This is a genomic window from Kitasatospora sp. NPDC059973 (assembly GCF_042737525.1).
GTDB lineage: Bacteria > Actinomycetota > Actinomycetes > Streptomycetales > Streptomycetaceae > Kitasatospora.
On sequence record NZ_JBHWUI010000002.1, the window covers coordinates 170,099 to 182,660 of the forward strand.

Genomic DNA, 12,562 nt, shown 5'->3' on the forward strand with positions numbered 1-12,562 from the left:
GATCGCACGTCAGGTAACCGATATAACAGGTTACATGCCTCTGCACTGGAAGCTCGTCATCGACTGCGCCGACCCCCACCGCCAGGCCGCCTTCTGGGCCGCCGCCCTCGACTACACCGTCGAGGACCACAGCGCCCTGATCGCCCGCCTGCTCGCGGCCGGCGCCGTGACCCCCGACCTCGTCACGGAGACCGACGGCCGCGCCGCCTGGCGCACCCTGGCCGGCGTCCGCCACCCCGACGAGCCCTTCGACCCGGTCAGCGGCACCGGCCTCGGCCGCCGCCTGCTCTTCCAGCAGGTCCCCGAGGCGAAGACCGCCAAGAACCGCCTCCACCTCGACCTCCACCCCGGCCCCGACGCCCGCGGCGCCACCGTGGAGCGACTGGAGGCCCTCGGCGCCACCGTCCTGCGCGCGGTCGACGAGCCCGGCGGCTCCTGGACGGTCATGCAAGACCCGGAGGGCAACGAGTTCTGCGTCCACTAGGGAGTGCCCCGGCCCCCGCGAACGCACCGGGCCCCTCCCCGCACGAAGCGGGGAGGGGCCCGGCGGGCACCACGGCTCAGAGCAGGCCGAGGGCCGGCATCAGGTAGTAGAAGGCGAAGACGGCCGAGACCGCGTACATCGCGATCGGCACCTCGCGGCCGCGCCCGGCGGCGAGCCGCAGGACGCAGAAGGCGATGAAGCCGAAGCCGATGCCGTTGGTGATGGAGTACGTGAACGGCATCATCACGATGGTCAGGAAGGCCGGGATCGCGATCGTGTAGTCGGCCCAGTCGATCTCCTTGATCGAGTTGGCCAGGATCAGGAAGCCGACGGTGACCAGGGCCGGGGTGGCGGCCTGGGCGGGGACCATGGTGGCGAGCGGGGTGAGGAAGAGCGCGACCACGAAGAAGGCGCCGGTCACGATCGAGGCGAAGCCGGTGCGGGCGCCCTCGCCGACGCCGGCCGTGGACTCCACGAAGCAGGTGTTGGCGGAGGAGGAGGTCGCGCCGCCGGCGGCGGTGGCGATGCCGTCCACCATCAGGATCCGGTTGATGCCGGGCAGGTCGCCCTTGGCGTCCAGCAGGTGGGCCTCGTCGGCGACGCCGAGGATGGTGCCCATCGCGTCGAAGAAGCAGGACATCAGGACGGTGAAGACGAAGAGGACGCCGGTGAGGACACCGACCTTCTCGAAGCCGCCGAACAGGCTGACCTTGCCGACCAGGCCGAAGTCGGGCGCCGCCACCGGGTTGCCGGGCCAGCTGGGGACGGTGAGCCCCCAGCTGGTGGCCGGGATGTCGGCGACCTTGTCGATCACCACGGCGAGGCCGGTCATCACGACGATGGAGACCAGGATCGCGCCGGGCACCTTGCGGACCACCAGCACCAGGGTGAGCAGCAGGCCGAGCACGAAGACCAGCACCGGCCAGCCGAGCAGGTGGCCGTTGCCGCCGAGCTGGAGCGGGACGGTGGTGTGGGCGGCGTCCGGGATGCGGCTGACGAAGCCGGAGTCGACCAGGCCGACCAGGCTGATGAAGAGGCCGATGCCGATCGCGATCGCCTTGCGCAGGCCGAGCGGGACGGCGTTCATGACGCGCTCGCGCAGACCGGTGGCGACCAGGATCATGATCGCGAAACCGGCCAGCACCACCATGCCCATGGCGTCCGGCCAGGTCATCTTGGGCGCGAGCTGCAGCGCGACGATGGTGTTGACGCCCAGGCCGGCGGCGAGGCCGATCGGGACGTTGCCGATCACGCCCATCAGCAGGGTGGTGAGACCCGCGGTGAGCGCGGTCGCGGTGACCAGCTGGGCGCTGTCCAGGTGGGCGCCGGTCATGTCCGTGGCACTGGCCAGGATGATCGGGTTGAGCACCAGGATGTACGCCATGGTGAAGAAGGTGGCGATGCCACCGCGGATCTCGCGCGGCAGGGTGGAGCCGCGCTCGGAGATCCGGAAGTAGCGGTCCAGCGCGCCGGCGGGGGGCTTCGGCGCGTTGGAGGCGGGCTCGGGCGACTCGGTGGTCGGCTGGGCCACAGGCATGCGTGCGTCCTCTGGTGGGGGCTGAGGAGGGGGACACCCGGAGCGACGGTGGTGGCCGGGCGGGCCCGGTGGGACGGGCACGAACACAGGCGTCCTGGGCATGGCGCGGCCAACCGGAATCACAAGTATGAGTTGCCAAATCGCACACGCGCTATCTTCGCGCGTAGAACGATCACGCCCGAGGAACCGCGGGGTGGCCGCCGCCCCGGGCGCGCCCCGACCGCCGCGGCGATGCCGGGGCCACCCGCCGAAGGTGTCCGGGACCGGCCCGCGTGGTGGCGGACAACCGCACCCCGCCCCGTAGGCTAGGCCTCATGCCGAAGAGCCCGCTGCACCCCTCGCCCCCGCCCTTGGAGGCCAACGACGTCGCCATCGTCGGCGGTGGCACGGTGCTGTGGTTCGTCGCCTTCCTGGCCCTGCTCCCCTTCCAGGGCACCCTCTCCGACCACGGCCACGGCAGCTGGCCGTGGATCTGCCTGTCCGGCGCCGGCCTCGGCCTGATCGGCCTCTGGTACTGCCGCGCCCGCCGGGACGCCATCGCCCGCGACCGGGCCGCCGCGGCCGCGGCGCAGGCCGCCGCCGGTGACGGCGGCGACCCGGCCACCCAGTCGGACTGAATAGTCCTTTAGTAGCACGCATCGGACATAAGGCGCCCGTAGAGTCGGTGCCATGACGCACCCTGTGCAGCCTGCCGAAGAGACGCCCGGGGACCGGCACGACGGCGCCCACCCGCTCGGCCTGCTGCCCGGCCGGCGCGGCGGACTGAGCACCGCGGAGGTCGCCGAACGGGTCGCCCGCGGCGACGTCAACGACGTGCCGGTGCGGTCCAGCCGCTCCACCCGGGAGATCGTCCGGGCCAACGTCTTCACCCGGTTCAACGCGATCATCGGCGTGATGTTCGGCATCATCCTGGTCGTCGGACCGATCCAGGACGGACTGTTCGGCCTGGTCATCGTGGCGAACACGGCGATCGGCATCATCCAGGAGATGCGCGCCAAGAAGACCCTGGACAGCCTCGCGCTGATCGGCGAGGCCAGACCGCAGGTCCGCCGGGACGGCGCCGTCCAGCAGATCGCCACCGGCGAGATCGTGCTGGACGACACCGTGCTGCTCGGCACCGGCGACAAGGTGATCGTCGACGGCGAGGTCACCGAGGCGGACGGTCTGGAGATCGACGAATCGCTGCTCACCGGCGAGCCCGACTCGGTCCTGAAGCAGCCGGGCGACCAGGTGATGTCCGGCAGCTTCGTGGTGGCCGGCGCGGGCGCGTTCACCGCCACCAAGGTCGGCCGGGAGGCCTACGCGGCGCAGCTGGCCGAGGAGGCCAGCCGGTTCTCCCTGGTCAAGTCGGAGCTGCGCAGCGGCATCGACAGCATCCTGCGGTTCATCACCTGGCTGCTGATCCCCACCGCGATCGGTCTGATCATCAGCCAGCTCGCGGTGGAGGGACGGGACTGGAGGGAGGCCGTCCGGCGGATGATCGCCGGCATCGTGCCGATGGTCCCCGAGGGCCTGGTGCTGCTGACCTCGGTCGCCTTCGCGATCGGGGTGGTCCGGCTGGGCCGCAAGCAGTGCCTGGTGCAGGAGCTGCCCGCGATCGAGGGCCTGGCCCGGGTGGACACCGTCTGCCTGGACAAGACCGGCACCCTCACCGAGGGCGGCATGGACGTCGTCGAGCTGCGGACCCTGCCGCCGGGGCCGGAGGCCGACGGCCGGCCGAGGGCGGACGCGCCGCCGGGCCGGCCGGTCCTCTCCGACCCGGAGGTCGTCAAGCAGGCGCTCGGGGTGATGGCCGGCGCCGACACCCGCCCCAATCCCTCCATGCAGGCCGTCATCGACGCGTACGGCAGGGGCGACACGGAGCACGGCAACGGCGGCGGCTGGCGGGTGATCGAGGCGATGCCCTTCTCCTCCGCCCGCAAGTGGAGCGGTGTGCAGCTGCTGGAACCGCAGGGGGGCGAGGCCAGCTGGCTGCTGGGCGCCCCGGACGTGCTGCTGCCCGCCGGCCACCCGGCCCTCACCGAGGTGGACGAACTGGGCACCAAGGGGCTGCGGGTGCTGCTGCTCGGCCGCACGCCCGTCCCGCTGGACTCCCCGGACCCGGCCGCCGACCTCCAGCCGCTCGCCCTGGTGGTGCTCCAGCAGCGGCTGCGCGAGGACGCCGCCGACACCCTGCGCTACTTCGAGGGGCAGCGCGTCCGGGCCAAGGTGATCTCCGGCGACGCCGCCGTCTCGGTCGGCGCGGTCGCCTCGCACCTGGGCCTGCCCGGCGCCGACCACCCGCTGGACGCCCGCACCCTGCCGACCGATCCGCAGGAGCTCGCCGACACCGCCGACCGGACCAGCGTCTTCGGCCGGGTGACCCCGCAGCAGAAGCGCGACCTGGTCGGCGCGCTGCAGTCGCGCGGGCACACCGTGGCGATGACCGGCGACGGCGTCAACGACGTGCTGGCGCTCAAGGACGCCGACATCGGCGTGGCGATGGGCACCGGCAGCGACGCCACCCGGGCGGTCGCGCAGATCGTGCTGCTGAACGACTCCTTCGCCACCCTGCCGTCGGTGGTCGCCGAGGGCCGCCGGGTGATCGGCAACATCGAGCGGGTGGCCGGGCTCTTCCTGGTGAAGACGGTCTACTCGGTCCTGCTCGCCCTCCTGGTGATCTTCACCCACTCGCCGTACCCGTTCCTGCCCCGGCACTCGACGGTGCTCTCCACCCTCACCATCGGGATCCCGGCCTTCTTCCTGGCGCTGGCGCCCAACAACGAACGGGCCAGGACCGGCTTCGTCCGCCGGGTGCTGCGGATGGCCGTGCCGGGCGGGATCATCGCCGGCACGGCCACCTTCACCGCGTACGCGCTGGCCCGGGCCGACCACGCCACGGACCTGAAGTCCGACACCAGCGTGGCGACGCTGACGCTGTTCCTGGTGGCGTTGTGGGTGCTGGCGATCGTGGCCCGGCCGTACAACTGGTGGCGGCTGCTGCTGATCGCGACGATGGGCGGGGCGTTCACGCTGGTGCTGACGGTGCCGTGGCTGTCCGACTTCTTCCAGCTCTCGCTCTCCGGCACCCGGGACCCGTGGATCGGTGTCGGCATCGCCCTGGTGGCCGGACTCCTGCTGGAGGTCTCCTGGCGGATCATGCGGCGGAAGGCGGATGATTGACCCCGAAGGGGGGTCCTGAATGGCGCGCAGGGGTGGGGACTTGGAGGCGTTCACCGCCTTCCTGGGGGGAATGCTGGCGGCCGGGGCGGCCGGGCTCGCCCTGGTCGGCGCCGATGCCCTGATCGAACCGGGGCCGTGGCTGCGCAAGGCCGCGCCGGTGGTGGTCGCGGTGCTCTGGCTGACCGTCACGGTCGGCCTCTACCGGTGGCTGGGCGCGGCCGCCCGGACCGGCTGGACCGGAGCACGGTCGCCCGGGCCCGGCTCCCGCCCCGCCGGCCGGGACGGGCACCGGGCGGGCCACCCGCGCCCGGCCGGAGCCGACCGGGCGCCGGCCCGCCGCCCCGGCCGCGGGCCCGCCAGCCCGGTCAGCCCTCGAAGTCCCGGGCGGCCGAGAGCTCGTAGGCGCGGTCCGGCTCGGTGAGCGCGGCCAGCACCTCGAACCGGCGGTGCCACTGCCCGACCGACCAGGCGAGACCGGCCGCCAGACCCTCCGGGGTCGCGGCGTGCAGCAGCCCCGGCACCGGCGGCAGCTCGAACTCGTCGTCCTCGTCCGCGGCTTCGGCGGTGTCCGGGTCGTAGGGCGCCTCCGGGGCGTCCGCCGCGGTGTCCCACCGCCAGTCCACGGCGGCCTCCTCGCCGTCCGGGCCGACCACCAGCAGCTCCTCGTGCTCCTCGTAGGCGACCGGGCAGCCGGGCAGCAGCTCGCGGACCACGGCGGGCACCCGGTGCAGCTGCCCCTCGGAGAGCACCCGACCGCCGGCCACCTCGCTGGCCAGCGAGACGTGCAGGCGCTCGGCGAGGTCGGCGGCCAGCGCCGGGGCGACCGGCAGCAGCGGGTACGGGTGGAGCAGCTGGACGAGGTCCGGGGCGTCGGCGACGACCGCCTCGGTGGCGTCCACCAGCACCGTGTGCGCGGGCCGGCGGCCGGTCTCCCGGTCCAGCGGCGGCAGCGCCCGGACGACGTCCAGCGGCTCGATCCGGTCCGCCGCCACCCGGGCCAACGCGCTGTGGATGCCGTGCAGTTGACGGTGCCCGACGACGGAGGCCGGGTCGGTGAGCCGGTCCAGCAGCTCGTCCGGCCCGTGCGGTTCGGCCAGCAACGCGGTCAGCGTGGTGCGCACCCCGAGCGCGTGCAGGAACTGCTCGTCCAGCGTCGTCCGGGCCTCCTCGAAGAGGCCGCGCAGCAGCGGGTCGGCCCCTGCCGCCCGCAGCCCGGCCGGCTCGCGGCCGTCCAGCACCGGGTGGTCGCGCAGCCACCACGCGGTGTACGGCGGCAGGTCCGCGTACGAGCCGTCGGGCAGCAGGGTGCGGACGGGGTTGACCACGGCCTCCCGGTACGGCGGGCGGGCGAGGGCGGCGAGCGCCTGCGGCCACGCGTCGTCGTCCACCAGGTCGAGGTCGCGGACGACCAGCAGTTCGGCCGCGACCGGCGGGACACCGACCGGGTCGGCGTCGTCGGCGTGCAGTGCCTCCAGGGCGTCCTCGGCCCACTCGGCGAGGCCGTCGGGCGCCTCGTCCAGCAGCCCGGTGGGGTGGCCGCCGGCCGCGCGGTCGGCGGGGGCGGTCGGGTCGAGCCGCTCCAGGTCGTCCGGGTCGAGCACCACGTCCTCGGCGCGGACCAGCACGAAGTCGGCCAACACCCCGACAGCGGTCAGGACTTCGGGGCCCCAGCGGTCCAGCAGCTCGTCGTCGATCCAGCCGGCGTCCTCCTCCCGGGCCAGTGCGGCGAACGGGCTGTCCGGCAGGATCAGCTCACCCGCGCGGGCCGGCTCGCCCTCGTCGTCCAGCAGCGCCAGCCGGGCCAGCCACGGGTGCTCGCCGACCGCCGGAGCCGCTGCCTTGACCAGGGCGAGCACGGACTCGGCGACGTCGGTGGCGGCGTCCAGGTCGTCCTCGGCCAGCTCGTAGGAGCGGGCCACGGCGGCCCGCACCTCGGGAGTGTCCAGCACCCCGGCCGGGGTGGCGGTGCCGGCGCCGAGCTTGGCCAGCAGCGGGTGCGCCGCCTCCGGGTGGGCCAGCCGCAGGTCGAGCAGGGCCAGCGCGCCGGCCAGCGCCTCGGGGTAGCCGGGGAAGGCCGCCCAGTCGGCGTCCTCCGAGGGCAGCAGGACCCGGCGCGGACCGGTGACCGTCCGGCCGTCGGCGAGCGGCACCGGCAGCGCGCCGAGCGCCTCCGGGTCGGCCGCGCCGAGCGCCGCGTAGAGGTTGCGCCACCAGGCGGGCTCGCGGTCCAGGCCGCCGAGCTGGTCGACCACGTCGGCCAGCGGCACCCGGCGCACGTTCAGCACCCGCAGCTCGGTGCGGCGCTCCAGGCCGGCCGGCAGCAGGCCGGGGAAGATCGGGGCCAGCGCCTCGACGACCGAGTGGTCCGCGCCCTCCAGCACCGTGGCGTCCCGGGGCCGCAGCGCGGGCGTGCCCTCCTCGACCGGTGCGGTGTGCGGCAGGAACGGCGTGCCGGGCAGCCGGGCGAGGATGCCGGCCCGCAGCGCGTTGTCCAGCGCGCCCTGGCCGAGCGGGCCGGGGACGAGCCCGAGCGAGCCGAGGTCGCCGCCGCGGGCGCGCAGCAGGTCGGCGTAGCTGTCGGCGGCGCGCTCGGTGACGAAGTCGGCGAGCGGGCCGGGGGCGACGTGCCGGCGGGTGGAGTCCAGCGGGTAGGAGGCGATCAGCAGCGCGGGCAGGCCGAGCGGTTCGTCGCTGGGGGTGGGCGCGTGCAGCACCGGGGCGATCCCGGTCGGCTGCGGGCTGCCGTCGGCGGCGACCGGGACGGCCCAGGTCACCGTCCAGTGCGGACGGGCGCGCTCCTCGGTGGGGCGGTCGGCGAGCAGCGCGGCGTCCAGGGCGCCGGAGGCGCCGGCGGTCTGCCAGACGGTCTGCCGCAGCCGGCCGCCGGCGTCGTCGGTGACGGTCACCTCGGCGACGCCGTCGGGGCGCGCCTCGGTGGCACCGCGGGTGAGGGTGCGGGTGCCCTCCTCGGTCTCCACCACGATCTCGGCGAGCCCGGGCAGGGTGAGCAGCAGGGCGTCGTCGATCCCGGCCAGCAGCCGGCGGGTGAGGTCCTCGGCCGCGGCGTCGCGCAGCGGCAGGACGACCACCGTGTCGTACCCGGCCGGGGCCGGGCCCTCGGCCGAGAACGGCAGCCGCAGCAGCGGCACGTGGCCGTCGCGGCGGCGCAGCTCCTCGCCGAGCGCCGGCTGCGCCTCGGCCAGCGCGCGGGCCTCGCCGAGCGACCAGCGCACGCCGCCGGCGTGACCCAGCACGGCGGGCTCGTCGGTGACGGCGAGGACGGCGGCGAAGCCGACACCGAACCGGCCGACGGTGGGCTGCTCGTCGGCGCGCTTGGAGGAGGCGCGCAGGGTGGAGAGCGACTCGACGGCGGCCGCGTCCAGTGGCGCACCGGTGTTGGCGGCGGCCAGCACACCGTCCGCCAGGGTCAGCCGCAGCCGGCCCGGGGCACCGCCCGCGCGGGCCGCCGCGTCGGCCGCGTTCTGCGCCAACTCGACGACCAGCCGGTCACGGTAGCCGCCGAGGGCGAGCTCCTCCTCGGCGTTGGCGTCCTCCCGGAACCGGGCCGGGGAGGCGGCCCAGGCGTCCAGCACCCGGCGGCGCAGGACGGCGCTGCCGAAGGGGTCCGCGTGGTGCTCGTCCGTGCCGCTGCCGATGATCCGAGGTTCCACTGGAACTGCCACCCTCCGCCGCCCTGTACTTCGTACGGGGGGCATTCTCCCCCGCCCGGGCACCCCCTGCGGACCGGGCCCGGGCCGTGGCGCCGTTCCGCCCGGTGGGGGCGGTTCCGGGCCGCTGCCGGGCCCGGCCCGGGAACAGCCGGGCTCGGGAACGCGGCCCGGCTCAGGAGCCACCGGACTCAGGAGTGGCCGGACTCAGGAGCCACCGTGCTCAGGAGTGGCCGAGCTCCTCGGCCGGGGCGTCGGGCTCCACCGAACCAGAGGTGCGGTCGGGGTGCAGCTGGAGCGGCTCGACCACCAGCTCGTCCAGGATCAGCTCGGACGGCGCCGGCGGGGCCGGGATGACGGCCGCCTCGGAGTGCCCGCCGCAGCCGTACGCGAAGGAGACGATCTGACCGTCGGCCGGGCCGAACTCGTTGCCGCAGACGCCGAAGGCCTGACCGAGCGAGCCGCCGATCGGGACGAGGAAGCCGCAGCTCGCGCAGGAGGCCGGCGCGGCCTGTGCCATCGGGGTCTGCGGGCCGTGCGCCTTCTCCCAGCGGTCGGCGGCCAGGTGCAACCCGAGCCGGGAGAGCACCCGGCTGCGGCCCAGGCCGAGCTCCTCGGCGAGGGCGCCGATCTGGGCGCGGGCCGGGGCCGGCTGGACCGACGGGTCGGAGACGACCACGTCCTCCTCGGCCAGCGCCACCACGGAGTTCGGGGCCGGCTCGTCCTCGCCGGTCCAGCCCGGCTCCAGGCGCAGGTCGTCGGCGTCGGTGGGCAGCAGGTCCCCGGGGCCCATGTCGCCGGGGCGCAGCCGCTCGCTCCACGGCACCCACTGCGGGGCCAGCACGGCGTCGTCGCCCGGCAGCAGCACGACCTCGTCCAGGGTCACGTTCTTGGCGCGGGGGGCGCGGGCCACGGTGACCGCCCAGTGCCAGCCCCGGTATGCCGCGTCCAGGCACTCGAAGGTGTGGGTGACGACGCGGTCGGCATCCGCCTGGACGCCGAGGTGCGCCCCTACGGTCTCTGCTCCGACGGCCTCGTCCGCTGCCTGCCGGGCGAGTTCGACGGCCTCGGCACAGAGCCGATCGGGGGTACGGCTTCGCATCGCAGCACTCACGGCGTCGATTCTCTCCCAGTTCTTCTGTTGCCCACGGCGTGTTGCCTGTTCCGTCGCGGCTCGGTTTCCCTCGACCATTCTGCGCGACCACGGGCCGCCACGGATACCGGCCGCGCCGCCCGTCCGGTCCTCCGGAGTCCGGCGCGCGTTCGGGCGGACCCTGGGCAGGCTACCCGCCGGTCGGCCACCCGGCACAGTCCGGGGCGCCCGCCGGCTCCGGAAGGGCCGCGCCGAGCGGAGCGGAATCCCGCGTCGCAGTACCGATTCTGGGGCAGGATGGGCTTGTGGCGGACGAAAAACCGTCGCAGCACGCACTGCGCGCCTCGCAGGCCGGCAGCCCCGACGAGGCGAACGCCGTGCCGCGACAGCAGGCTCCGGCCCCCGGTGCGGGCGAACCGCACCAGGTGGGCGCCTCGACGGTGCCCGGACGGGACGGCGACGGGCCGCCGGTGGATCTCGTGAAGCGCCCGGACCGGCCGGCCGACGAAGCGTCCGACGCCGCCGGAGAACTCGACGGCGCGCCCGAGGCCCGCCGACACTTCCTGGTCCGCACCGCCTCCGCCGCCGGCGCCCGAACCGGAAAGGTCGTACACGGCACCGGCCGGCGGATCCGCCGGGCGACCTCCGCCGAGGGCGCCGGGGAGTCCGGCCTGGCCAAGCTGATCGAGCTGCACGCGCTGAACTCCTTCGGCGACATGCTGATCACCGTGGCGCTGGCCTCCACCATCTTCTTCTCCGTCCCCACCGGCGAGGCGCGCGGCCGGGTCGCCCTCTACCTGCTGATCACCATGGCGCCGTTCGCGCTGCTGGCGCCGGTGATCGGCCCGCTGCTGGACCGCCTGCCGCACGGCCGGCGGGCCGCGATGGCGATGTCGATGCTGGCCCGCGCTGTGCTGGCGTGGACGATGGCCGGCACGGTGTCCGGCGGCGGGCTGGCGCTCTATCCGGAGGCGCTGGGCGTCCTGGTGGCGTCCAAGGCGTACGGGGTGGTGCGCAGCGTGGTGGTGCCACGACTGCTGCCGAGCCGGCTGTCACTCGTGAAGGCGAACTCCCGGGTCACCCTGGCCGGGCTGCTGGCCACCATGGTGGCGGCCGGGGTCGGCGGGGTGCTGCACCTGATCGGGCCGGGCTGGCCGCTGCGCGGCGCCTTCCTGGTCTTCGTGGTCGGCACCCTGATGGCCTTCCACCTGCCGCACGAGGTGGACTCCGCCAAGGGCGAGCAGCGGGCCGTCCTGCACGCCGAGGCGCACGGCGAGCCCGCCGCCGTGCCGGGCGCCGAGGAGGCCAGGAGTGCCGGCACGCCGAAGGCGTCCCTGCGCACCGTCGGCCCGTCGGTGATCCTGGCCCTGCGGGCGATGTCGGCCCTGCGCTGGCTGGTCGGCTTCCTGGTGATGTTCCTGGCGTTCCTGCTGCGCGAGGAGCCGGTCGGCGGGCTGCAGCCGACCCTGGCGCTCGGCCTGGTGGCGCTGGCCGCCGGCACCGGCAACGCGCTCGGCTCGGTGCTCGGCTCCTGGCTGCGGACCCGCGGCTCGGAGGCGACGGTCACCGCGATGCTGCTGCTGGCCACCTGCGCGACGGCCGCCGCCGCGCTCTGGTACGGGGTGGTGACGGTGGTGGTGGTCGCCGCCGCGTCCGGGGTGGCGGCCTCGCTGGGCAAGCTGGCGCTGGACGCGCTGATCCAGCGGGACGTCCCGGAGTCGGTGCGGACGTCGGCCTTCGCCCGCTCGGAGACGCTGCTGCAGCTGTCCTGGGTGGCCGGTGGCGCGGTCGGCATCCTGCTGCCGCTGGACGGCGCGCTGGGGCTCTCGGTGGCGGCCGGCGTGGTCGGCGTGGTGCTGCTCTGGACGGTTCGCGCGCTGTTCAAGGTGGGCGCCCGGCGCCGTGCGACCGCCCCGCGGGTGGCCTAGCCCCGCGCCGCCCCCCGCACCGCCCCCGGGCCGCAACACGCGGTTGCCGACCCCCGCGTAGCGTGATCGGCAAAGCCCGGTAGCCTCTGACGCATGAGCCTCAGCACCCGTGTCATCGCCGCCGTCGGCGCCGTCGTCGTGATCGGCGCCGGCACGGTCGGCGGGTCCATCGCCTACGCGACGGGCCAGGAAGAACCCTCCAGCCACCGTGTCACCCTCACGGTCGGCCGGTCCTCCATGGAGGTCGGGCCGTTCTGCTTCAACGACGGCAAGCCGCTGACCGACGAGCAGCAGGAGGAGTGCCAGAACCGGGCGAGCAAGGCGCTGGACGAGGGCAAGCTGCCCTCCTCCGACGTGGTCGCCAGCGACCAGCTCGGCCTCGGCGTGACCCCGGACGTGGCCGACCGCGGCTGGTGGGCCAACACCAACGGCGGCCAGCAGGCCCAGGGCGGCCGCTTCATCCTCGCCTCGGCCGCCAAGGGCTCGACCTACTCCGGCTCGGTGTCGGCCTCCAAGGCCCTCAACGCCTCCGGCAAGACCCTGGTCACCGTGGTCGAGTCGGACCCGAAGCAGCCGGACGCGATCTACGGCGTCTGGTACTTCCAGCTGAACACCCAGGACGCCTGACCGGCCGTCCGATGACCGCGCGACTCCACGACGACGAGCAGTCGGCCCCCCGGCGGGGCCGAC

At 74.9% G+C, this 12,562-nt stretch carries 8 protein-coding genes; 5 read left to right on the forward strand and 3 right to left on the reverse strand.

The window, feature by feature from the left end; all coding sequences use genetic code 11:
• Positions 1-40 precede the first annotated feature (40 nt).
• The gene (locus tag ACFWA9_RS01485) at positions 41-484 is read left to right on the forward strand and encodes a VOC family protein (RefSeq protein ID WP_380382286.1); all 444 of its coding nucleotides are present in this window, start codon (positions 41-43) and stop codon (positions 482-484) included.
• Between the two features lie 76 nt (positions 485-560).
• Here the strand turns inward: ACFWA9_RS01485 and ACFWA9_RS01490 are convergent, their stop codons facing one another.
• On the reverse strand, positions 561-2,021 hold the full coding sequence (locus ACFWA9_RS01490; RefSeq protein WP_352291463.1) for an NCS2 family permease: 1,461 nt from the start codon (positions 2,019-2,021) through the stop codon (positions 561-563).
• A gap of 314 nt (positions 2,022-2,335) precedes the next feature.
• Here ACFWA9_RS01490 and ACFWA9_RS01495 point away from each other — a divergent pair, with 314 nt between their 5' ends.
• The gene (locus ACFWA9_RS01495; RefSeq protein WP_380382274.1) at positions 2,336-2,638 is read left to right on the forward strand and encodes a DUF2530 domain-containing protein; all 303 of its coding nucleotides are present in this window, start codon (positions 2,336-2,338) and stop codon (positions 2,636-2,638) included.
• Between the two features lie 52 nt (positions 2,639-2,690).
• The gene (locus ACFWA9_RS01500; RefSeq protein WP_380382276.1) at positions 2,691-5,183 is read left to right on the forward strand and encodes an HAD-IC family P-type ATPase; all 2,493 of its coding nucleotides are present in this window, start codon (positions 2,691-2,693) and stop codon (positions 5,181-5,183) included.
• A 365-nt stretch (positions 5,184-5,548) separates the two neighbouring features.
• Here ACFWA9_RS01500 and ACFWA9_RS01505 read toward each other — a convergent pair whose 3' ends face one another.
• Both ACFWA9_RS01505 and ACFWA9_RS01510 read right to left on the reverse strand, forming a co-directional pair.
• On the reverse strand, positions 5,549-8,854 hold the full coding sequence (locus ACFWA9_RS01505; protein WP_380382278.1) for a sacsin N-terminal ATP-binding-like domain-containing protein: 3,306 nt from the start codon (positions 8,852-8,854) through the stop codon (positions 5,549-5,551).
• A 220-nt stretch (positions 8,855-9,074) separates the two neighbouring features.
• Complete coding sequence (locus tag ACFWA9_RS01510; protein ID WP_329492206.1) at positions 9,075-9,953, reverse strand: DUF3027 domain-containing protein; 879 nt, start codon at positions 9,951-9,953, stop codon at positions 9,075-9,077.
• A 554-nt stretch (positions 9,954-10,507) separates the two neighbouring features.
• Between ACFWA9_RS01510 and ACFWA9_RS01515 the strand changes: the two genes are divergently transcribed.
• Positions 10,508-11,872, forward strand: a complete 1,365-nt coding sequence (locus tag ACFWA9_RS01515; RefSeq protein ID WP_380382288.1) for an MFS transporter — start codon at positions 10,508-10,510, stop codon at positions 11,870-11,872.
• A gap of 93 nt (positions 11,873-11,965) precedes the next feature.
• Positions 11,966-12,499, forward strand: a complete 534-nt coding sequence (locus tag ACFWA9_RS01520; RefSeq protein ID WP_329489176.1) for a hypothetical protein — start codon at positions 11,966-11,968, stop codon at positions 12,497-12,499.
• Positions 12,500-12,562: the final 63 nt, after the last annotated feature.